The 21,969-nt window shown below is 34.9% G+C and carries 20 protein-coding genes; 7 read left to right on the forward strand and 13 right to left on the reverse strand.

Annotation, left to right across the window (positions count from 1 at the left end; genetic code table 11):
• Positions 1–19 precede the first annotated feature (19 nt).
• The gene (locus EG342_RS19625; RefSeq protein ID WP_103292726.1) at positions 20–1,906 is read right to left on the reverse strand and encodes a DNA topoisomerase IV subunit B; all 1,887 of its coding nucleotides are present in this window, start codon (positions 1,904–1,906) and stop codon (positions 20–22) included.
• Positions 1,907–2,190: 284 nt separating this feature from the next.
• On the opposite strand from EG342_RS19625, the gene EG342_RS19630 reads away from it, so the two are divergent.
• Both EG342_RS19630 and EG342_RS19635 read left to right on the forward strand, forming a co-directional pair.
• Positions 2,191–3,339, forward strand: a complete 1,149-nt coding sequence (locus tag EG342_RS19630) for a methionine aminotransferase (RefSeq protein ID WP_103292727.1) — start codon at positions 2,191–2,193, stop codon at positions 3,337–3,339.
• 158 nt (positions 3,340–3,497) lie between these two features.
• Entirely contained in the window at positions 3,498–3,698 is a 201-nt protein-coding gene (locus EG342_RS19635) for a bacteriocin (RefSeq protein ID WP_123868135.1), read from the forward strand.
• A 306-nt stretch (positions 3,699–4,004) separates the two neighbouring features.
• Here EG342_RS19635 and EG342_RS19640 read toward each other — a convergent pair whose 3' ends face one another.
• On the reverse strand, positions 4,005–4,769 hold the full coding sequence (locus tag EG342_RS19640; protein WP_103292729.1) for an SDR family NAD(P)-dependent oxidoreductase: 765 nt from the start codon (positions 4,767–4,769) through the stop codon (positions 4,005–4,007).
• Between the two features lie 87 nt (positions 4,770–4,856).
• Positions 4,857–5,795, reverse strand: a complete 939-nt coding sequence (locus tag EG342_RS19645; protein WP_103292730.1) for a helix-turn-helix domain-containing protein — start codon at positions 5,793–5,795, stop codon at positions 4,857–4,859.
• 144 nt (positions 5,796–5,939) lie between these two features.
• Between EG342_RS19645 and EG342_RS19650 the strand changes: the two genes are divergently transcribed.
• Together EG342_RS19650 and EG342_RS25230 are read left to right on the forward strand one after the other, a co-directional pair.
• Positions 5,940–6,131, forward strand: coding sequence for a bacteriocin (locus EG342_RS19650; RefSeq protein ID WP_103292731.1), 192 nt, complete (start codon positions 5,940–5,942; stop codon positions 6,129–6,131).
• 471 nt (positions 6,132–6,602) lie between these two features.
• Positions 6,603–6,764: a hypothetical protein gene (locus tag EG342_RS25230; protein WP_164465205.1), complete on the forward strand. Its 162-nt coding sequence runs from the start codon at positions 6,603–6,605 to the stop codon at positions 6,762–6,764.
• A 427-nt stretch (positions 6,765–7,191) separates the two neighbouring features.
• Here the strand turns inward: EG342_RS25230 and EG342_RS19670 are convergent, their stop codons facing one another.
• From EG342_RS19670 to EG342_RS19705, 8 genes are all read right to left on the reverse strand, one after another.
• The gene (locus EG342_RS19670) at positions 7,192–8,277 is read right to left on the reverse strand and encodes a hypothetical protein (RefSeq protein ID WP_103292733.1); all 1,086 of its coding nucleotides are present in this window, start codon (positions 8,275–8,277) and stop codon (positions 7,192–7,194) included.
• 88 nt (positions 8,278–8,365) lie between these two features.
• A complete protein-coding gene (gene ychF / locus EG342_RS19675) occupies positions 8,366–9,457 on the reverse strand; it encodes a redox-regulated ATPase YchF (RefSeq protein ID WP_103292734.1) in 1,092 nt (363 codons plus the stop codon).
• Between the two features lie 145 nt (positions 9,458–9,602).
• The gene (locus EG342_RS19680) at positions 9,603–11,546 is read right to left on the reverse strand and encodes an AAA family ATPase (RefSeq protein WP_103292735.1); all 1,944 of its coding nucleotides are present in this window, start codon (positions 11,544–11,546) and stop codon (positions 9,603–9,605) included.
• A 95-nt stretch (positions 11,547–11,641) separates the two neighbouring features.
• Positions 11,642–12,193 (reverse strand): ferritin, encoded by a 552-nt coding sequence (locus tag EG342_RS19685; protein WP_103292736.1) that lies wholly within the window; start codon positions 12,191–12,193, stop codon positions 11,642–11,644.
• A gap of 246 nt (positions 12,194–12,439) precedes the next feature.
• Positions 12,440–14,056, reverse strand: coding sequence for a glycoside hydrolase family 10 protein (locus tag EG342_RS19690; protein WP_103292737.1), 1,617 nt, complete (start codon positions 14,054–14,056; stop codon positions 12,440–12,442).
• A gap of 130 nt (positions 14,057–14,186) precedes the next feature.
• Complete coding sequence (gene typA / locus EG342_RS19695; protein ID WP_103292738.1) at positions 14,187–15,992, reverse strand: translational GTPase TypA; 1,806 nt, start codon at positions 15,990–15,992, stop codon at positions 14,187–14,189.
• 135 nt (positions 15,993–16,127) lie between these two features.
• Positions 16,128–16,334: a bacteriocin-like protein gene (locus EG342_RS19700; protein ID WP_103292739.1), complete on the reverse strand. Its 207-nt coding sequence runs from the start codon at positions 16,332–16,334 to the stop codon at positions 16,128–16,130.
• A gap of 210 nt (positions 16,335–16,544) precedes the next feature.
• Positions 16,545–16,796, reverse strand: coding sequence for a DUF1294 domain-containing protein (locus EG342_RS19705; RefSeq protein ID WP_103292740.1), 252 nt, complete (start codon positions 16,794–16,796; stop codon positions 16,545–16,547).
• Between the two features lie 117 nt (positions 16,797–16,913).
• Between EG342_RS19705 and EG342_RS19710 the strand changes: the two genes are divergently transcribed.
• Entirely contained in the window at positions 16,914–17,270 is a 357-nt protein-coding gene (locus tag EG342_RS19710) for a hypothetical protein (RefSeq protein WP_103292741.1), read from the forward strand.
• 99 nt (positions 17,271–17,369) lie between these two features.
• Here the strand turns inward: EG342_RS19710 and EG342_RS19715 are convergent, their stop codons facing one another.
• Both EG342_RS19715 and EG342_RS19720 read right to left on the reverse strand, forming a co-directional pair.
• Positions 17,370–17,918: a type 1 glutamine amidotransferase domain-containing protein gene (locus EG342_RS19715; RefSeq protein ID WP_103292742.1), complete on the reverse strand. Its 549-nt coding sequence runs from the start codon at positions 17,916–17,918 to the stop codon at positions 17,370–17,372.
• Positions 17,919–18,063: 145 nt separating this feature from the next.
• Positions 18,064–18,738 (reverse strand): YceI family protein, encoded by a 675-nt coding sequence (locus EG342_RS19720; protein ID WP_103292743.1) that lies wholly within the window; start codon positions 18,736–18,738, stop codon positions 18,064–18,066.
• A gap of 466 nt (positions 18,739–19,204) precedes the next feature.
• Between EG342_RS19720 and EG342_RS19725 the strand changes: the two genes are divergently transcribed.
• Together EG342_RS19725 and EG342_RS25235 are read left to right on the forward strand one after the other, a co-directional pair.
• Positions 19,205–21,196: a T9SS type B sorting domain-containing protein gene (locus EG342_RS19725; RefSeq protein ID WP_103292744.1), complete on the forward strand. Its 1,992-nt coding sequence runs from the start codon at positions 19,205–19,207 to the stop codon at positions 21,194–21,196.
• A gap of 165 nt (positions 21,197–21,361) precedes the next feature.
• On the forward strand, positions 21,362–21,523 hold the full coding sequence (locus tag EG342_RS25235; protein WP_164465206.1) for a hypothetical protein: 162 nt from the start codon (positions 21,362–21,364) through the stop codon (positions 21,521–21,523).
• The last annotated feature ends 446 nt before the right edge of the window (positions 21,524–21,969 follow it).

The raw sequence follows: 21,969 nt of genomic DNA on the forward strand, positions 1-21,969 counted from the left end.
GACGAGGTTTCTCAGTCCTCTAATTTTCTACTTCATTGAGTATTTCTTTTTTATCAATACTGGTATCATCTTCTACAACAAGGTTTTCAAGAATAAATACCTGTCTGTCCGGTGTATTTTTTCCCATATAAAACTCAAGAAGCTGCTCAATGGTCTGATCTTTTCCTACCACAACAGGTTCTAATCGTATATCCTTACCGATAAAGTGCTTGAATTCATCAGGAGAAATCTCTCCAAGACCTTTAAATCGGGTAATTTCAGGGTTTTTACCTAAATCATTTAACGCCTTTACCCTTTCTGCTTCACTATAGCAATATCTGGTTTCCTTTTTATTTCTAACTCTGAATAACGGAGTCTGAAGAATATAAAGGTGGCCATTTTTTATCAGATCAGGGAAAAACTGCAGGAAGAATGTAATCATCAACAGACGAATGTGCATTCCGTCGACATCGGCATCAGTAGCAATAACTACCTGGTTATATCTTAGATCTTCCAGACTTTCTTCAATATTCAAGGCTGCCTGAAGAAGGTTAAATTCTTCATTTTCATAGACTACTTTCTTCGTAAGACCGTAGCAATTCAGAGGCTTCCCTTTCAACGAGAATACGGCTTGTGTTTCCACATCTCTTGATTTGGTGATCGATCCTGATGCAGAATCTCCCTCGGTAATAAAGATCTGAGTTTCCCCTTTTCTTTCCGCTTTCTGGTCATTATAATGCTGTCTGCAGTCACGAAGCTTTTTATTGTGAAGAGATACTTTTTTAGCTCTTTCTCTTGCCAGTTTCTGGATTCCCGAAAGCTCCTTTCTTTCTCTTTCTGAAATTAGAATCTTTCTTTGGATCGCCTCTGCAATTTCCGGATTTTTATGCAAGAAATTATCAAGCTTACTCTTAAGGAAATCTATAATAAAAGTTCTCACCGTTGGGCCGTTTGGTCCCATATCGTTAGATCCCAGTTTTGTTTTGGTCTGAGATTCAAAAACCGGTTCTTCCACATTGATGGAAATCGCGGCGATAATCGATTTTCGGATGTCAGAAGCATCAAAATTTTTATTGAAAAACTCACGGATGGTCTTTACATAAGCTTCACGAAAAGCATTAAGGTGAGTACCTCCCTGAGTCGTATTCTGTCCGTTTACGAATGAGAAATAAGTTTCCGTCTGAGACTTATCAGAATGGGTAATAGCCACTTCAATATCTTCCTCTTTCAAGTGGACAATCGGATAAAGAATATCGCTTTCCAGCTCTTCTTCCAGGAGATCTTTCAACCCGTTTTCCGAAAAATAGGTTTCTCCGTTAAAAAGAATTTTCAATCCCGGATTCAGATACGCGTAATTGCGGAGCATTCTTTCGATATACTCTTTTCTATACTTAAAGTGCAGGAAAATATCACCGTCAGGAATAAAAGAAATTTCAGTTCCGTTTCTGTCTGAGGTTTCTTTTTCATCAAAACTTTCTGTGATGATTCCACGGGAGAACTCCGCTACTTTCATTTTTCCGTCACGGAAAGAACGTACTCTGAAGTAATCGGAAAGTGCATTAACAGCTTTGGTACCGACCCCGTTCAATCCCACGGATTTTTTGAACGCTTTACTATCGTACTTTCCTCCGGTATTCATTTTGGAAACGGCATCTACTACCTTTCCTAAAGGAATTCCACGACCGAAGTCACGGATGGTAACTTTACCGTCGTCCACTTTTATTTCGATTCTTTTACCTGATTTCATCCTGAACTCATCGATAGAGTTATCCAGGATTTCTTTCAATAAAATATAAATACCGTCATCAGCGGAGGAACCGTCACCAAGCTTTCCGATGTACATACCGGGGCGCAGACGGATATGTTCCTGCCAATCGAGGGTTCTGATATTATCTTCTGAGTAGGTTGGATTTATTTCTTGTGACATATATGATTTCAGCAAACATACAAAAGTACGAAATTGTCTAAAATTATCCGAATTTTCGAATTCATTTTTTATCAACATTTATCTCAAAACGAACACAAGAGAAGTATTGAAGAACAACTACCCTATCTCTGAGCTTCCTGAAGTGTTTTGTTTCAAAATCAATTCAATATATACTTAAACAAAGTTTCTGTTTCAGCTTCCCTACCAAAGTTTTTATTTTTTCACTTTTACACTCAAACTGTTTTAAATAATTCATTAAATTCGATTCCATTAAATCTGATTTTATGATACAACTTCCTTTGTCAAAACTTTCTAATGTGGGAACCACTATTTTCAGTCAAATGACTCAACTGGCCAATGAAAATGAGGCGATCAATCTATCTCAGGGATTTCCTGATTTCATGCCGGATTCCGGGTTACTGGACCAGGTGGATTATTTTATTAAAAAAGGATTCAATCAATATGCTCCTCTTGGTGGAATGATTGGTTTAAAGGAAGAAATTGCACGAAAAATCGAGAACAGCCACCAAGCTACCTACCATCCGGATTCCGAAATAACAGTGACGGCAGGTGGTACTCAGGCTATATTTACAGCCATTGCCGCTTTTATAAAGAAAGATGATGAAGTCATTATTTTTGAACCGGCATACGATTGTTATGAACCTACTGTAGAGCTTTTCGGAGGCATTGTCAAGCGGTTTGAAATGAAAGCTCCCGATTATAAAATTGATTGGAGCGCAGTAAAAAATCTTGTCAATGAAAAAACGAAAATGATCATCCTCAACAATCCAAACAATCCTTCGGGAAAGATATTGAATGAGGAAGATATCAGGGAATTGATTCAGCTGGTGGAAGGCACTTCCATTCTTATTTTAAGTGATGAAGTGTATGAAAATATTGTTTTTGACGGAAAGCAACACTTAAGCATTTGCAAATACCCGGAACTAAAAGAAAGAAGCCTTCTGGTAGCCTCTTTTGGAAAGCTTTTCCATGTGACCGGTTGGAAAGTAGGATATTGTGCCGCTCCTAAAAATTTAACCGATGAATTCAGGAAAGTTCATCAATTCAATGTCTTTTGTGTAAACACTCCTATTCAGCTTGCTTTGGCAGCGTTTATGAAAAATGAAGAACATTACACCCACCTTAATCAGTTCTTTCAGGAAAAAAGAGATTTTTTAAGGAAAGGACTTGCCGGTACATCATTTGAACTGCTGGACTGTGAAGGAACCTACTTCCAGGCTGTAAAATACGATCAGATTTCAGACAAAAATGACTTTGATTTTGCTACTGAACTTACGATCAATCATAAGGTGGCCACCGTACCCTTCTCATCATTCTATAAAAATAAACTCAACGAAAATATCATAAGATTATGTTTTGCCAAGAAACAGGAAACATTGGAGAGAGCAATTGAAAACTTATCAAGAATTTAATTTGTTTAAAAAAATATTATTCAAGAGCCATCCGATCGGTTGGCTCTTTGTTTTTTTGAAACATTAAAAAACCCTCTTTTCTAATTTTATATACAGAAGTAGATAATTTAATTTTTTTTATATATCTTAGTGAAAACTAAACTTATAAAATTAAAACCATGGAAAAGAAACTCTTCTCAAAAGGAAAAAAACTAAGCAAAAAAGAATTAAAAACAATCGCCGGAGGTATGTTGAATTGTATGGGACCTGGAGTTCCTTGTGAAGGCCCTCTTTGTGATCCGCCAATTGTATCAGACGACCCAAGAGCTTATTGTACAATTATCTCCCCACGTTGCGGACAAGTTGCCTGCAGACCATAATTTTTCAAATTCACCAATTACAAACGAGGTTATGAGAAATCTAAAAATAAAAAAGGGGATACAACTCACCAAAAAAGAGCTCATATTGATTAACGGTGGCTTTAGGAAAGTAAGATGCATGATTCTCCCGGACATTGTCAATACATTGGACCCGGATGTGCAGAACCCGAGTGTCAACTTCCCATACCTGTAGATCCCTCTGAAATTGTTGAATAACAACAAGTATAACATACGAAAAACCAACCGCGTGCGGTTGGTTTTTTATTTAAAAAAGACTAAGCTGTGTACTACTTGAAATGGTGTCTACTATAAAAACATTCCTCCTGAAGCTTCAATTCTTTGTCCGTTGATCCATCTTGCATCTTCGGTACATAAGAAAGCTACCACTCCACCAATATCATCCGGAAGCCCTACTCTTCCTAAAGCTGTAGCACCGGCTACTACGGAATTAATTTCCTGATTATCCCTTACTCTTCCTCCTCCAAAGTCTGTTTCAATAGCTCCCGGAGCAATCACATTCGCTTTGATTTTTCTCGGGCCTAATTCTTTAGCCATGTATTTGGTCAACATCTCCACTCCTGCCTTTATGGATCCGTATACTGATGAACCCGGTGTTGCAAATCTTGCCAATCCTGAAGAAATATTAATAATTCCGCCTCCATCATTGATAAACGGCAGTAACTTTTGAGTCAGAAAGAATACTCCTTTAAAGTGAATATCCACCACATCATCCAGCTGTTCTTCTGTCACTTCAGTAATGGGTGAATATAATGCGGTTCCTGCATTGTTGATCAGGTAATCAATAGCGGGACTTCCTGTATTTTCCTTTAGATGGCTTGTAACTTCCTGTACAAAGGCATCGAAGCTTTTGGTATCTTTTGTATCCAACTGAAAGGCAGCTGCTTTTCTACCCATTGCATTGATTTCACTGATTACAGCTTCAGCCTCGTCTTTATTACTTCTGTAGGTAATGATAACGTCCAGGCCTTTTTGAGCGATTTTAAGTGCTGCATTTTTCCCCAATCCGCGGCTTCCTCCGGTTACCAGTGCAATTTTTGTTTTTGTTTCCATTTGTATGATTATTTTGATGATACAAAGTTGAGGGATTTTCGGGATGAATTGTTTGCCTAAATCAATCTGAAATTTGCAAAATTCAAATCATGAACGAAATTCTAAAGGAGTAAATGAAGTTTTCCTTTTAAAGAAATTAGAAAAATGGGCTATTTCTTCAAATCCCAGGGCATAAGAAATTTCAGACACGTTCCAGCGGGTTTGTTTTAAAAGGATTTTAGCTTCCTGAATAACACGGTCGGCAATAATTTCAGTAGTCGTCCTTCCTGTATTTTCTTTTAATCTTTTATTTAAATAATTAACATGAACGGCCAGTCTTTCTGCAAAATCTTTTGCTGTTTTCAACTCCAGTCTTTGTTCTGAAGATTCAATGGGAAATTGCCTTTCCAGCAATTCTATAAAGAGAGAAACTACCCGCATGGAAGCATCATTTGAGGTAGAAATTTTCGTTGCGGGCTGTAATTTCTGCCCATAATGAATGAGTTCCAGCACATAGTTCCTGATCAGATCATATTTAAAAATATAATCAGAATCAATCTCTTTTTTTATCTTTTTAAACAAGGCTTCAATTTCATCGGCCAGTTCATCATCAATTTCAAATACAGGTACTCCGCCGGGCTGAAAAATAGGAAGATCTTCCAGGGTATTGTATGATTTATCTTTAATAAAAAAATCTTCTGTAAAAACACAGAAACTTCCCTGTTGCAAAGGATCTTCCGGAATCCAGTGATACGGAACCTTTGGCGTAGCAAACAATAACGCGTTTTTTTTGATAGAAATTATTTTATCTGCATATTCGGCCCTGTTTTTTCCTTTGATAAAGCTTATTTTATAATATTTTCTCCTGTTATAGGGCATTTCAGAAGTTGCTTTTGCTCTTTCTATAGTCTGGGCAATGTCGAAAACATTGAAATGGCCTATATCCTTATGAAGACCTTTAGGAAAAATACTTTCAGGATCCTTCCCGAGCTTGGCAGCCATTTCTCTGTAAAAATCTTCCAATGAAGTATGGGCTATTTTTTCCATAATGGATCATTTGTAAAATTCAAATATACAACGTTGAAAATAAATTAAAATCAATTATTTATTTTATTTTTTTCTACAAAAAGTGATATACAATTAATTATTTTTCTTACATTCGTCACAACTAACTCGTTAAAAATCAAAACTATGAAAAATCAAATTTCACAAATCGGCAAAAAGCTTAACAAAAAAGAACTCAAAGTTATTACGGGAGGGATGTATGATTGTATGGCTGCTGAACCATGTGAACCTTATCCGGGATCTTGTGAATCACATGCTGATGCTAATGGATGCACCATGATTTCTCCATTCTGCGGACAAAAAATCTGCAGACCTTAATTATTATCTAAACTAATATACTAACAAAGTAAAATCAAGTACTATGAAAAATCAGAATTTAAACAACGGGAAAAAACTTAACAAAAAAGAATTAAAATCAATCACAGGGGGGTTACTAAATTGTGTTCAACCTGTACTATGCCCAGATCAGCCATGTGAGCCATCGTCTGATCCAAATGGATGCACAATCATCTCTAAGGCCTGTGCACAAAAAGAATGCAGACCACAACTGTAATAAATAAAGCGCTATATCATGCAAAACCAGAATTTAGAAAAAGGGAAAAAGCTTAACAAAAAAGAGTTAAGAAGTATTACCGGCGGCCTAAGACAGTGCATTGATCCTGCGACCAATCAATGTCGTGTCTTTGGACTTGGATGCGCTGAACCACAGTGCAGACCCATATTGGAGCTATAACTATCCATTAATACTTCTAAATTGATCAAAAGACTAACTTAAAAATATCAAATCTTATGAAAAAACAGAATGTAAACAACGGAAAAAAGTTAAATAAAAAAGAGTTAAGAGTCATTACCGGTGGAAAAGAAATGTGCTGGGTTCATGGACTGGGATGCAGTAAGTTTTCAATTAGTTGCGCAGAGCCGCAATGTCAGCCTACCATTGAGATTGAATAATGTCAATATGAAATAAACAGAGTACTTCCATTCATTTGGGAGTACTTTTTTTTGTAATAGAAACTCAAAACTTTTTTGAATCAACGGTAAAAACTAAACCATTAAAATCAATAAACAATGAAAAAACAAAATTTAAATCAGGGGAAAAAACTGACTAAAAAGCAGTTGAAAACCATATCAGGTGGAGTAATGATATGCACTCACAGTGGTCGATGTGCCCAAATTCATCCCACATGCTATGAAAAACAATGTCGCCCGGGAGCAAGTGAAGTATGTATGCCTACCTCCAATACATGTACAAAGAAATCCTTTAGTTGCGTAGAGCCGCCATGCTGGCCAGATTTGGAACCTCCAATCCAATAAATACAATCGCTTCCTCATGGGAAGCGATTTGTTATTTGGATAGATCTAAGTTGATATGAACTCTTTAAATAATATAACCTCCCCCAAGCTTGAGAATCCATTTTCCTTTTTCGTAATCTGCTGAGTAATTGTTACCATAACTGTTTCCAAATTTTTGAATATAAAATCTATTCGGATCTTCTTTATCTTTCTTTATTTTTGAAATATATTCATCTGTAATATCAGTTATTTTTGTGTAATACGTTTGTTTATCTTTATTTTCAGGAATAAATAACACTCTAACATCAGGGCGGATCTGATGAAAATAATCACAATCACTTTCATATACCTGAAAAACATAATACATTTTTTTCATATCTGTTGTCCCATAGTTAGGGAGCAGCAATTCATAGAGTTCCGTAAACTTATTCTTTCCGGATTTGAACATCGGGTTCATGTCTTCAAAATCATTAACTCCATCTCCGTCAGTATCCTTATTATTGGGATTTAAGCCAAAGCTATTCTCAAAAATATCATTGTAACCATCATTATCAGAATCTTTAGTCAAATCATTAATCTTTATTTTAAATAATTTCCCATCTTCCATAGCGGAGTAATCATCATAACCTGGCAGCCCAGCAACCTTTATAATTTTCACTAAGCTTCCTTGTAATTGAAGAAACCCATTTTCTATGAAAGGGTTTTCCTGGATCTTATTTATGTAATAATGACTAAAACTTAATCCTAAAAAGTAAGCATCTGCCTTATTATTTTCAATTTTCAACAACCAATACCCAAGATTATTCTTTCCCAAACCATACTGCACATTTCCTACCTGTTCTTTGGCATAAAATACAAATTGATCTGAAAATTTACTTTTAAATTCTTTAAACTCAACATACTGTTTCCTTATCATATTTTCAGAATCAGAACTGGTATAAAAATGAGAATCGGCGCTATCTTTCTTGAAGGTTCTAAATTTTTTGAGGTTTATAATATCAAGATACTTTGGTTTTTGATCAAGAATCTGTTTGACTGTATAGGGTTTCTCTTTTAAATCATCAACAAAGATGACATCCGTATTATTCATTTTCTCAACGAAACATTTGTCTTCAACAGATTTTGAACAGGACAATAAAGAAATAAAAAGGGTAAAATAAAAGAATTTCATTAGGTTACAGTTTTGCACTAGAATGCAAAAAACGCTCCCAAATTCATGGAAACGTTTTTTAACGATAACTAACTTTAATATTTTTTCTTTATACGTTGAATCTAAAGTGCATGATGTCACCATCCTGAACGATATATTCTTTACCTTCAACAGATAGTTTTCCGGCTTCTTTTATTTTTACTTCAGATCCGTACGTCATATAATCATCATATTTGATTACTTCAGCACGGATAAATCCTTTTTCAAAGTCTGTGTGAATAACTCCTGCAGCCTGCGGAGCTGTCCATCCCTGACCGATAGTCCAGGCTCTTACTTCTTTAACTCCTGCTGTAAAATACGTCTGAAGTTTTAGCAAATCATAAGCTTTTCTGATCAAACGGTTTACGCCAGGCTCAGTAAGACCAAGCTCATCAAGGAAAATTTCTCTTTCTTCAAAAGTTTCAAGTTCGTTGATATCCGCTTCAATCTGAGCTGCTAAAACAACCACTTCAGCACCTTCATTTTTAGCCATTTCCTCGATCTTAGCGATCCAATCATTCCCGTTTTTAATAGAATTTTCATCTACATTACAAACGTAAAGCACCGGCTTATTGGTCAACAACTGTACTTCTCCGATAATAGATTTCGCAAAGTCATCTGTTGCAAACTCTCTTGCATTTTTCCCGTCTTCAAGGAATTTTTGCAGGTTTTGAAGAGTCTCATAAGTAAGAATATCTTCTTTTTTCCCTGACTTAATGAATTTTTTAGCTTTTTCAACTGCCTTTCCTACGGTTTCAAGGTCTTTCAGTTGCAGCTCGATATCAATAATTTCTTTATCTCTTAACGGATCTACAGAACCTTCAACGTGAATGATATTTCCATTATCAAAACATCTTAAAACGTGGATGATCGCCTCACACTCACGGATATTTGCCAGGAACTGGTTCCCAAGCCCTTCTCCTTTGCTGGCTCCTTTTACAAGACCTGCAATATCAACGATTTCAACTACAGCGGGTAAAACTCTTTCAGGTTTTACGATTTTTTCCAGTTCAAACAATCTTTGATCCGGCACAGAAACTGTTCCAAGATTAGGTTCAATTGTACAGAAAGGATAGTTTGCTGATTGAGCTTTTGCATTGCTCAAACAGTTAAAAAGTGTTGATTTACCTACATTCGGCAGGCCTACGATTCCACATTTCATATTGTAAAATTCAAAGTTTAAGGTTTAGAGGTGTAAAGTTCAATGTTTAGAATCCAAAGTTTTTAATTCCTTTTTATCTAAAATGATCGAGACTTTAACTTTCAGCGTGCAAAGATAGTGAAGTTTAATGGTATTTAAAAATGATTTATCTATAATTAGATTTTTGGATAAAATTGTATAAGCTTTCTACTATAGAGATAATCTTTGAATTAGCTTTAAAGTCATTCCAAGTTATTATTTCTTTTTCTGTTAGTTCTAAAACTTTGTAACTAACTTCAGCTTTATTTATTAAAGTTCCTGCTGTCTTATCCCAAATTTTATTCAATTCTGGAACGTTGTCTCTAATATTTTTCAATAGCTTTCCGATATAGTCTTTTTTATAGGTATCTTCATTTTTCCTTCTTAAAGAGTTTGAAATATTGTTTTGAACTCGATTAATATCTTCTTCAGTTTTCACAGTTCTTTTATCACAATAATTTATTAAAATTTTATCCCACACATTGAAGGGTAATAAGTTTTCAATTTCTCTATAATCTTTAGTTGTTTGATATTTAAAATTATGATTTTCCTTTGTTATTTCTTCATAGACAGCATGTTTTTCATCTTTATATGGTCCATCATAATCCGAAATCAAAAATATTCTATTATTAACTGAAAACGCATTTATCTTTTCTTTTACCTCAGCTTCATCAAAATTATAATGATTGATATTACTTCCAGCATACTCAATAAAGGCAAATTCAATATCTTCCTTAGGATATGTTTTATTTTGAACATCTCTACAATAAGCCTTTAGGAATGCCTTTAAATAATTCCTGTCTGAGATTCCTTCTACCCAAATAGAACAATTAGCTAAAAATACAGAAGAATTTGTTACACCAAGATATTGAAGAGCAGAATTATCCCCATGGTTAACATTTTTTAGAATAAATTTGTCTTTATTTACTTTATTAAATAAGAAAATAGAAATATCCTCTTTTTCAATTGTTAAGTCTAAGAAATGATTTGAATGTGTCGAAATAAAATAGATCAGTCTTTTTTCTTTAAGAAATTCATTAGTTGTAATCTGTTCTAAAAATAATCTTTGCATTCCGGGATGCAAATTAATTTCTGGCTCATCGATAAAAATAGCACTATCATTTTCACAAGTATAAATTTTATACATTAAAATAAATAAAGCTTGAATTCCATCTCCTAGCTCATGTAAATCCCTGCTTTCACCATCAATATAAACATCGATTACTTCAGTGTCGTCTTTACCTTTATGCTTATCATAAATATTGAATTTAGCGACAATTTCTAATTTTTTTCTTTGGAAAAAATTACTTGAAAGAAATTCTTCAAATTTTTCAAAAGATTCCCTTTTTTCTTTTACATCATTTCTAATATTTACAATTTGATAATATAAGTCCATTCCAGTAAAAACTTCATTTTTCTTATTATTTAGCTGGTAACTTTTAACTATTGTTTCTTTAAAAATATCATTTGAAATCTTCGAGTATATTTCATTTTCCTTCTTTTGAAAAATGGAATGTGCTGTTCTTAATGTTGGAATAAAGATTTTTGAAGAAAACTTATGATATAATGTCATACTAATCTTTTCTAAAATTTCTCCTAAGAACAACAACTTTTGATTATCTATAAAAGTAAATTTAAAATAGCTATTATATGAATTTTGATCTTCATTTAATATTTGAAATAATTCTATTATTTTTTTATTGTAGTGAATTTTATTCAAAATATCATTTGGAGAATCAATTTTACTAAATTGTTTAAAAATGATATTTTTTTCATAATCTTCGAATTGAGTTAAATCAAAGTTATTTACGCTACTATAATTCGCTCTATTATAAATATATTCATCTTTTGTAATAGAGTAAAATTGATCAATAAAAATTGATATTTCCTCTATTTTATAAAAAATGAAATCATTTTCTAAAAGCAATCTAATAAACCTACTTTTCCCACTATTATTTGCGCCTATAAAAATGTTAATTTTCGAAGCATTCTCAAGTTTATTTAATATATTACTTTCATTATTATAAGCTGCAAAATTTGTTGGTTCATTAAAAATTATATTATATTTCATTATAGTTTTTTTCCAAAAATACCAAAAGTAAATCACAAAAAAAATCTGCCAGCATTCTGACAGATTTCAAATAGTTTATGCTTGGCTTATTAGCTCTACGGATTATTTCCTGTAGCATTTTGCGCCAACGGTACGTCGCCCGGTGCTTCTTGTAAAGTTTTATCTAAAGTAAATAAAGATTCGTCGGTTGCACGGTCACCACCGGCAATTTTCAATTTATCAATTAAATTCTGAGCCAGTGTTTCTTCTTCAATCTGCTCCTGCACAAACCACTGCATAAAATTCCAGGTTGCCCAGTCTTTTTCCTCCATAGAAAGATCTACGATTTTGTAAATAGCTGTAGTGTTGTCTACTTCATGTTTAAAAACGCCGTCAAAGCAGGCAGTAAGATTTTTTGGATCTGCCGGGGGGGCCGGAATAGCATTGACTTTTGGTTTTCCGCCTCTGTTTAAAACATATTCCATGAATTTGATCGAATGATTTCTTTCTTCCTGAGCATGTCTGTACAAAAAGTTGGCAATACCCTGATATCCTTTGTCATCAGCCCAAATTCCATAAGATAAAAAAACGTGTGACGCATGAATCTCCTTATTCATTTGGTCACTAAGTGCTTTTTCCATATTGGCGGAAAGTCTTTTAGTATTCATAATTTTACATTTTGGTGATTATGCCACTGATAATACAAAAATGGTTCCGATAAAGTTTTTATTTTAAACAAAAATACAGGATTAAGGTTTATATAAAACTGATTATCATTATTTTAAATTGATAATTTATAGTTATTCTAAAATAATACCCGGCTCTTTTTGAGAACCGGGTACCCTATTTGTTGTAGTTAAAAACAGCCCATAGACTTGAGATTGCTTCACCTTACGGTTCGCAATGACATTCTGCTATTTCACTTTCTTTGCCATATAATCGCTTTCATTTCCCAGTCTGTCAACAGCTTTAATGGCTACTGCGTTGAGCTTTTTCCCGTCTTTAAACTTTGGAATATCCTTTGAAAGGGTATCCAGAGTCAAAATTTCGGTTTCCCAGCTATCATTGTATTGCTTGAAAAGAACCCATTGGAAAACATTACCTATATTTTTAGAACTCCAGCTTGTTTGTGCAAAACTTCCGTTATCTGCAATAAATAATGTAGGAGTTTGCAATGGAACAGCTTTGATCCAAGGCGTCTTCGGGATTAATGCTTTTTCACTGTATGGTCCGTTTTTCAACGTTGGAAGCATGCTTGCATTTTTCGTCAGTCCGGCAATACTCCAGTGAATTTCTCCGGCATCTTTCTTCAGAATATTTCTTGAAATTTCAATCTGGTTTTTGATTTCCGTCGGGCGGTCAGAAACTCTGATCTCAACGGTATTCAACCCAGGCCACAGGTGACGGTTCATTGTATTTTCAGACTGCCACCAGCTTAACAATGCTTCAAAACCTTGTCCTTTTGAATCAATCGGCCAGTATAATTGGGGCGAAAAATAATCTACCCAACCTTTGTTTAACCATAATTTAGCATCTGCATACAGCTCATCAAATTGTGAAGACCCTACAATTCCTGCCGGATATCCGGGTTTCCAGATTCCAAACGGGCTGATCCCGAATTTCACATAGCTTTTTTCAGCATGAATTTCTTTGTAGATACGTTCAACAAATTTATTCACGTTATCTCTTCTCCAATCTGCCCTTGATAAGGTTCCTCCGCTGCTTACGTAGGCACTCCAGGTAGCATTATCAGGAAAGTCGGCTCCTTTGTTATAGGTTGCATAAGGATAGAAATAATCGTCAAAATGGATAGCATCAATATCATATCTCTGTACAATATCTTTTACCACATTGGAAACATGTCCCTGTGTTCTCGGATCTGCCGGATCAAACCAGTACATTCCGTTTTTTAATCGTACGACAATATCGGAAAGTTTATTAGCCATTGAAAGCTTATTGACCGTCCCTCCGTTGGTATGGTGAGCGCGGTAAGGGTTTAGCCATACATGCAATTCCAAACCTCTTTTATGGGCTTCATCGATCCAAAACTGAAGCGGGTCATAGTTGGGATAAGGTGGAGTTCCCGTTTCTCCTGTTAAAAAGTAAGACCACGGTTCGATGTTACTTGTATATAAAGCATCTGCAGAAGGTCTGATCTGAAAAATAGCAGCGTTGAAATTATTATTTTTCAGCATATCAAGCATATTGATAGCTTCTGCTTTTTGTTGTTCTACAGTAAGGTCATTTCTTGACGGCCAGTTGATATTGGCTACACTGGCAATCCATGCGCCACGGAATTCTCTTTTAATCTCTGGAAGATTAGTTCTGAAGGCCTCGTCTGCTGCTTTTGGAGGAGTGCCGGGATTCGGCTTTGTTGTAGCCACAGGAGGCTGCGGTTGTGTTGTATTGTTGGGCTTTGTTGTATTTTTAACGGGAGAAGTCTTTGTTGCATTGTTCTGAACGGAACATGAAGTACTGTAAGACGCAAAAACTCCTAATAAAACGATAAGTTTTAATTTATTCATTCTCATAGCTGCAAAACTACTTTAAATTATATTTTACAATTTGTATTATTTCATTGAAAAAATAAACAATTTTTCTGAAGTAAAAGAAAAAAGCCTCGAAAAATCGAGGCTTTGATTTTATATATAAGAGTTTCAATTATGCTTTCGCAGATCTTTCTACTCTTTTTCTTTCTTCTTCAGAAAGGATTTTCTTTCTCATTCTGATGAAGTTTGGAGTTACCTCAATCGCTTCATCACTTTGGATGTATTCCATACATTCTTCTAATGAGAATAAGATTTTTGGAGCAACACCTGTATCTTTATCTTTTCCTGAAGCTCTCATGTTGTTCAACTGTTTTGCTTCTACGATGTTTACAACCAAATCTCCCGGCTTGTTTTGCTCACCGATAATCATTCCTGTGTAGATTTCCTCACCCGGATCAACAAAGAACTTACCTCTGTCCTGTAGTTTAGCGATAGAATATTCTGTAGCCGGACCTGTAGTTTTGCTGATTAACACCCCATTGTTTCTTCCAGGAATAGCACCTTTGAAAGGCTTGTATTCTGTGAAACGGTGTGCCATAATAGCTTCCCCTGCAGTAGCTGTCAACATTTGAGAACGTAATCCGATCAAGCCTCTTGAAGGAATTTCGAATTCCATGTGCTGCATTTCACCTTTAGTTTCCATAATGTGAAGGTCACCTTTTCTCTGAGTCGCAAGGTCGATAACTCTTGAAGCAAATTCTTCAGGAACGTCAACAACTAATGATTCATAAGGCTCACAGTTTACCCCGTCGATTTCTCTTAAGATAACCTGCGGCTGACCAATTGTCATTTCATATCCTTCTCTTCTCATTGTTTCGATCAAAACAGATAAGTGAAGAATACCTCTACCGAATACCAAGAAAGTGTTCGCATCATCAGTCTGCTGAACTCTTAATGCTAAGTTTTTCTCTAATTCTTTTGTCAATCTCTCTTTCAAGTGGTTAGATGTTACATATTTACCATCTTTACCGAAGAAAGGTGAATTGTTGATAGAGAACGTCATGTTCAACGTAGGCTCATCAATTGCAGTTCTTTCCAATGGTTCAGGATTTTCAAGATCTACGAATGAATCTCCGATCTGGAATGCATCAAAACCTACTACAGCACAGATATCTCCAGCTTGTACTTCAGTTACTTTTTTCTTTCCTAGTCCTTCGAAAACATAAAGTTCTTTTACTTTTCCTTTTACCACTTTACCATCTGCCTGAGCAAGACCGATCCATTGAGATTCTTTAATTTCACCTCTTGTTACTTTTCCGATCGCAATTCTTCCTAGGAAAGAAGAGAAATCTAAAGAAGTAATCTGCATCTGAAGGTTCCCCTCAGTTACTTTCGGTTCTGGAACATATTGTAAAATTCCATCTAATAATGGTAAAATATCTTCAGTTTGCTCCAACGAAGTGTTGAACCAACCTTGTTTAGAAGATCCGTAGAATGTTGGGAAATCTAATTGTTCTTCAGTAGCTTCAAGGTTGAAGAATAAATCAAATACCTGATCGTGAACTTCGTCCGGACGACAGTTTGGTTTATCAACTTTATTGATAACAACTAATGGTCTCAATCCTAGTTCCAACGCTTTCTGAAGTACGAATCTTGTTTGTGGCATTGGCCCTTCGAACGCATCCACCAACAAAATAACCCCATCAGCCATTTTCAATACTCTTTCTACTTCTCCACCAAAATCGGCGTGACCAGGAGTATCAATTACGTTAATTTTTGTGTCTTTATAAGTAACAGAAATATTCTTGGATAAGATGGTGATCCCTCTTTCTCTTTCAAGATCATTGTTATCCATAATTAACTCTCCACTTTCCTGATTTTCTCTGAAAATGTTGGTAGCGTGAATGATTTTGTCAACCAAAGTAGTCTTCCCGTGGTCAACGTGTGCGATAATCGCAATATTTCTAATGTTTTGCATAAAAGATTTTTACGGGTGCAAAAATAGTGATTTTAAATGAAAAACAATTTCGTTATGTCAATAATTAACATTCTGTTTAAAATACTCGTTTATAGACGAATAAAAAAAGAGTGCTCTAAAAACACTCTCTGATCGTTATAGACATAATGATATTTCACACGGATCTACTGCAGGCGGTTCACCACAAATAATGTCAAATTCACCGCAGTTACTGGAAAATCCGGTACCCCATCCCCATCTTACGACACACGTATCTGCATCTTTACATCGTACCATTCCTTTAGCAATTCCTCCCTGAACTGACTTCATTTCAGCTCGGGAAACTTTTTTGAGTTTTTTCATGTTGTTATTGTTTTGATTCTCAGTTATAAAAATAGTAAAAAAGTAATAACAATTATTATTATTTTACCAATATTTAAGCTTTTAAAGAAAATTTTAAATATTAATTTAAAAATAGCAGAATAAATATCTTAAAAGCACACTAAAAACTGGCGTTTTTTTTAACCAAAACCTCATTAATAATGAATTAAAAGAAATATGATGATTTTTTAATCAATGTCTGATGAACCGATATAACAATACAACATCGATTAAAACGATCAGGAAAAATTTCACCAGAAAAGATTTTTTGGAAACTTTATGATTAAAGATAAGCATTCCCGAAGCTGCACCTACAATGCCTACCAGTGAAAGTCCTAAAAGAACGTTCTCAGAAATTCGCCATTGATGTTTTTTGGCCTGCAGTTTATCAAATCCAAAAACTCCGAAAGTAATCACGTTAGCGATCAGCAGAAAAGGAATCATTCTAAATTAATTTTGTCACAAAAATAATGTTTAATTTATACATGGGAAATCCTCCAAATATTTCTAACGGTATCATGGCAGGTATTTTTTAAATTTGCAATCCATAAAAACAAATCTATGACAGTTCACGATCTGGCAGGAACCTATTCTATTAAAGGAAGCAATCAGGAAGAATCAGACGAGGCTTCTTATCAGGGTACATTACTATTATCTATTGACGAAAACAGCCGTATTATCGCCCAATGGATTATTGGCGATCATCTTCAAAATGGTACGGGATTTTATAAAGACCGGATTTTAGTTCTCAACTTCAACTATGAAGGCGATGATCATCAAATTTATAAAGGAGTTGCTGTATATCGTTGTCTGAGCAAGGATATTCTGGATGGATTTTGGTCTGAAAAACATGGTAATCCTTTATATCTTGGGAGTGAATACTGTACACGTATTCAGAATTCATGGATTTTGAATTGATTTCACTTTTCAGCAACTGACAAAACATATGTTATCACTATGAAATAATTAAGGCCCGCAATTTCAAATTGCGGGCCTTAATTAAACCTGTACCAAAAGTTATAACCCTTGCTCTACATGTTTTCCTTCTCTAATTTCCTCAACCATTTTAGCATTAAAGGCAGGTAAATCTTTAGGGGTTCTGCTTGTTACCAGCCCATTATCTACAACAACTTCCTGATCTTCCCAATGAGCTCCGGCATTCATGAGGTCTTTGCTGATAGAATGTACTGACGTCATGTTCTTACCATTAACTGCCTCAGCATTGATCAGAATTTGTGGCCCATGGCAAATAGCAGCAACAGGCTTATTCTGAATAAAGAAATCTTTCACAAAAGATAATGCCTTTTCATTTGTTCTTAACTGATCGGGATTAATCACCCCACCCGGCAGAACCAATGCATCATAGTCGGAAGCTGTCACTTCATCCAAGGTTTTATCTACGGAATAATCCTTTCCCCAGTCCTTTTCAGCCCAGGCTTTAATGGTTCCCGGTTCGGGGCTTATGATATTTGTTGTCCAGCCCTGCTGTTCAAGATATTCTTTTGGAGATTGGAGTTCACTTTCTTCAAAACCGTGGGTGGCCAGAATTGCAATTTTTTTTGACATGATATTATGATTTTAGGTGTTTAATCAGAATAAGAGAAAATATAATGCCGACTGTGGGTTACAGAATATTAAAAAAAGTTAAATATATACCACAAAAAAGCTGCCTTAAAAAAGGCAGCTTAATGATTATTGAAATTGTATTCAATTATTTTTTTGCTTTAACGTCGATAGCAATTTCGATGTCTTTGCTGATCATCCATTCTGCAGGATCTGCTTCTGAAGTACCGAATTTGATTCCCCAATCGGTTCTGTTTACTGTAAATTTAGCCTGAACAGTCGCTGAGTTATCTACTACATCTACTTTAGCAGGGAACGTAACGTTCATTGTTTTTCCTAATAAAGTAAGGTTTCCGCTTACGGTTTTGTTTGCTCCTGCAACAGCATCTTTAGGTGCTTCTTTTAAATCTGTTACGCTTGTAATTTTAAAGTCTGAAACAGGATTTTTTTCTACATTAAAGAAGTCAGGGTTTTTCAGGTGAGCTTCTAAGTCAGCTGGTTTTTTATCTTTTTCAGTAACTGAAGCCGGGTCAACTTTAATGGAAGTCATATCAATATTGAAGTTTCCAGCTACAACCTGTCCTGCTTCAATGCTTAAGTCTCCTGATTTTACATTCAATGTTCCCCAACGCGGAGCAAAGCCACCTTTATGGAAAGCTTTCCAATTCACCACAGAAGTTGTAGTATCTACTGCCAATATTTCTCCTTTGCTTTCTGCAACGGCTTGCTCAGTAGCTAATGCTGTATCTGTTTTTTCTTTACTATTACATGATGCTACAAGCAATCCTACTCCTACTAATGCGATTACACTAAGTTTTTTCATATTATTGAACTGTTTAAAAAGTTTATGTCTTTTGAGGTTTCAAAAATATAAAAACATTTTTGCCACCATCTTATCATATATCAAGAAATGAACATTTCTCGTGTCTTTCATCTTTTCCAATCATAAATTTATCTTCAGACTATCGTCCTAAACATCTTTATTTAGGACGATTATTACCATGACATTGTAAAAATTCAAAAATTTATATATAAAAATAACTACAATTGAAAACTATTGCTAATTTTGTATAAATTAAACAATAAAAATAGTAAAATACAATTAAAAACATAAATAATTAATCAATTTTAACACAATTAATATAAATTTTAAATCAAAATCCACAGCTTTTCTTAAAATTTACTATAACTTTTAATTAAGCCTGAAAATTACAATTTTAAATAAGACTAAAAAATTTTAAAACACAGCCCGGATATAAAATCATCCATTAAAAAAACACTTTTTCGATATGAAAAAAACACTACTTCTACACAAGAAAGCCTTTTCTGTATTGGTTTGCTTATTTTCGATTTTTAATTTTTCTTTATATACTGCTCAAACATGTGCAGGAACCTGGGGACCACCAATTGTTAATCAAACTTTCGGACAGGGAAATGCTACAGATAAATGGTATGGGCCTTTGGCTACTTACGCTCCAGGCGCTACTACTTCAACAAAATTTGTAGGAACAGCCGGCCCACCTGGAGGAGGTGCTTTATCTGATGATTACTCTGGATTGGTAAAAACTCCTACTACCGGAGGAAATGGATTTATAGATGTTCCGGATCATACAGGAAATCCCAACGGGCTCATGTTATTGATTAATGCTCCATCAACCGCTTCTACTATTTTTCTCGAATATGTTATGAACAATCTCTGTTCAAATACTACATTAAAACTATCGCTTTGGATCCTTAATGTAAACAATTCCAATACTCCAAGCGATTGCGCTCCTAATTATCAATTTCCTAATATGACACTAAAAGCTGTTGATCCTGTCACTGGCGTTGTACTCGGCACATCAGCTACAGGAAATGTTCCCGTAGGCTCAACGTGGACAGAATACTCTATTGTATTTAATAATGGTTCAAGTTCTTCTGTAAAACTTCAATTTATAAACAATTCAGTAGGTAATGGTTGCGGTAATGATCTGGCTATTGATGATATCACCGTTTCTCCTTGTATTCCATCAACGATTCAGGCTTTACCCGGAGCAAGCACAACTTTGTGCCCAAATCAGAATTCTACCGTTAATTTTACAGCCACATTAACCGGAAGCTCATACAACCCTGCTGAATACTTGTGGCAATACAGTTCAGATTCCGGAGCTACATGGATTGATCAGGGAACACCTACCACTAATCCTAATTACACTTTTAATTCTAATGGTAAGCCACCGGGAAATTATTGGGTAAGATTTAAAGTGGGACCACAAGGCTCTTCTCTCAATTCCCAATGTAATGCGGTAAGTCAGAATGCAGTGGTCACTATCGGCAGTATTCCTATTGTTAATGACACCAATATTAAATCGTGTTATATTTTGTCCAATCCTTCTACTGCTTCTTTTAATCTTACCAATGCCAATGTTACTACTCAAACAGGGATGACTAAGAAGTATTATCCCTCTTTAACTGATGCTACCAATGCGACTAATGAGATCAGCAATCCCGCAACCTACATTGCTCCCAATGGGGTAACTTACGTAAGAGTTACTAATAGCAACGGTTGTTTTGCAGTAGCAAAAATTACTCTGGAAGTGATTCCTCCTAAGATCTCTTCTGTACTGGTCGATAAGGTTATATGTATCGAGGATAAAACAACGCTTGATGCCGGCCCGGGATTTACTTCATATGAATGGAGCACCGGAGCAACCACCCAGCAAATTACCAATGTAAGCGTTGGAACTTATTGGGTTAATTTAAAAAACGGAGAATGTGTTACGAAACAAATTGTAAAAGTATACCCATCACCTAACCCAGTTATCAAATCTATCGATATTACCAACAACACTGCTACCATCAATGTTACAGGAGGTACTCCGCCCTATCAATATGCTGTTGATCAAACGGGTAACTGGCAGGATTCTAATATTTTTAATAATCTTAAAAGAGGACAGCATACTTTCTATGTAAAAGATAAATACAATTGTATTCCGGTATCTGTAGAAGTGACGGTTTCTAATTTAATCAATATTATCACTCCAAATGATGATGGTAAAAACGACAGTATTGATTATTCTGCCTTAGCCTACAAAAAAAATCTGGTATTTGAAGTATATGACCGATACGGAAACAAACTCTACAGTGCAGATAAAGTACGAAACTTCAAATGGGACGGCACCGCCTTCGGAAAAAAACTACCTACCGCCACGTACTGGTACACCATCTCATGGGATGAAAATAATAAAAGTAAAACTTCAGTCAGATATAATGGCTGGGTACTGGTTAAGAATAGAGAATAGCTGAAAGATTTTTAGAAATACAAAAAAAACTTTATCATAAAGCAGATACGAAAACCCACGAAAAAATATAAAAGTAAGTCAGAACATGAAGAACATTTTCAAAGTACAATTTGATATTACTTTAAAATGATTTGTTTTTGTCAAATAAAATCACTATATTAACATATGAAAAAAAGTGATCTTCAGGACAATATAACACACGCAGGTAAGGTTAGCGAGCGAACAAAGGCCTTAGAAATTCTTGAAAAAGCAAAGAAAGTGCAAGGCAAAGTTACCTTTCTCCGACAAGGAGCAGGGAAAAATTTTAAACCAAAAAATGAAGAATAACCAATTTAATCTCATCTTTCTCCGTGAAAAGCATGGAAGAAATAGAAAGAGAGATACCAAAGATTATAAGAGTTCAATTTAAAAAAAAGAGGCTCGAACAGAGTAACGTTTGAGGCATTTAATAACATACGGGTATGAAGTGAGTTTACTCATCCTATGAGCAAAGAATATCATATTCATTGCTTAAACAATGCTTTAATTATTTTATCAAAATAAAACCCCTGCATTAACAGGGGTTATTTTTTGCTCAAAAACTTTTTATATTTTGTATATAAAATAATAACCAGAAAAACTAAAATTTCACAAAATCCACAAGTGAATTACTTTCATAAATCACTAACTTTTTGATTAACAACAACTATGACTTATAGTACCTCTTATGAAGATTAGTTGTGAATTGCTTTCACAAACAACTAACTTTCTGATTAACAACAACTTATTTTTGA

Origin of the sequence: Chryseobacterium lactis (assembly GCF_003815875.1) — a bacterium.
GTDB lineage: Bacteria > Bacteroidota > Bacteroidia > Flavobacteriales > Weeksellaceae > Chryseobacterium > Chryseobacterium lactis.

Excerpts from the sequence above, each read along its gene's own strand:
- EG342_RS19625 (WP_103292726.1), bottom strand. The coding sequence starts at position 1,906 with ATGTCACAAGAAATAAATCCAACCTACTCAGAAGATAATATCAGAACC.
- EG342_RS19630 (WP_103292727.1), top strand. The coding sequence starts at position 2,191 with ATGATACAACTTCCTTTGTCAAAACTTTCTAATGTGGGAACCACTATT.
- EG342_RS19635 (WP_123868135.1), top strand. The coding sequence starts at position 3,498 with ATGGAAAAGAAACTCTTCTCAAAAGGAAAAAAACTAAGCAAAAAAGAA.
- EG342_RS19640 (WP_103292729.1), bottom strand. The coding sequence starts at position 4,769 with ATGGAAACAAAAACAAAAATTGCACTGGTAACCGGAGGAAGCCGCGGA.
- EG342_RS19645 (WP_103292730.1), bottom strand. The coding sequence starts at position 5,795 with ATGGAAAAAATAGCCCATACTTCATTGGAAGATTTTTACAGAGAAATG.
- EG342_RS19650 (WP_103292731.1), top strand. The coding sequence starts at position 5,940 with ATGAAAAATCAAATTTCACAAATCGGCAAAAAGCTTAACAAAAAAGAA.
- EG342_RS25230 (WP_164465205.1), top strand. The coding sequence starts at position 6,603 with ATGAAAAAACAGAATGTAAACAACGGAAAAAAGTTAAATAAAAAAGAG.
- EG342_RS19670 (WP_103292733.1), bottom strand. The coding sequence starts at position 8,277 with ATGAAATTCTTTTATTTTACCCTTTTTATTTCTTTATTGTCCTGTTCA.
- ychF (WP_103292734.1), bottom strand. The coding sequence starts at position 9,457 with ATGAAATGTGGAATCGTAGGCCTGCCGAATGTAGGTAAATCAACACTT.
- EG342_RS19680 (WP_103292735.1), bottom strand. The coding sequence starts at position 11,546 with ATGAAATATAATATAATTTTTAATGAACCAACAAATTTTGCAGCTTAT.
- EG342_RS19685 (WP_103292736.1), bottom strand. The coding sequence starts at position 12,193 with ATGAATACTAAAAGACTTTCCGCCAATATGGAAAAAGCACTTAGTGAC.
- EG342_RS19690 (WP_103292737.1), bottom strand. The coding sequence starts at position 14,056 with ATGAGAATGAATAAATTAAAACTTATCGTTTTATTAGGAGTTTTTGCG.
- typA (WP_103292738.1), bottom strand. The coding sequence starts at position 15,992 with ATGCAAAACATTAGAAATATTGCGATTATCGCACACGTTGACCACGGG.
- EG342_RS19700 (WP_103292739.1), bottom strand. The coding sequence starts at position 16,334 with ATGAAAAAACTCAAAAAAGTTTCCCGAGCTGAAATGAAGTCAGTTCAG.
- EG342_RS19705 (WP_103292740.1), bottom strand. The coding sequence starts at position 16,796 with ATGATTCCTTTTCTGCTGATCGCTAACGTGATTACTTTCGGAGTTTTT.
- EG342_RS19710 (WP_103292741.1), top strand. The coding sequence starts at position 16,914 with ATGACAGTTCACGATCTGGCAGGAACCTATTCTATTAAAGGAAGCAAT.
- EG342_RS19715 (WP_103292742.1), bottom strand. The coding sequence starts at position 17,918 with ATGTCAAAAAAAATTGCAATTCTGGCCACCCACGGTTTTGAAGAAAGT.
- EG342_RS19720 (WP_103292743.1), bottom strand. The coding sequence starts at position 18,738 with ATGAAAAAACTTAGTGTAATCGCATTAGTAGGAGTAGGATTGCTTGTA.
- EG342_RS19725 (WP_103292744.1), top strand. The coding sequence starts at position 19,205 with ATGAAAAAAACACTACTTCTACACAAGAAAGCCTTTTCTGTATTGGTT.
- EG342_RS25235 (WP_164465206.1), top strand. The coding sequence starts at position 21,362 with ATGAAAAAAAGTGATCTTCAGGACAATATAACACACGCAGGTAAGGTT.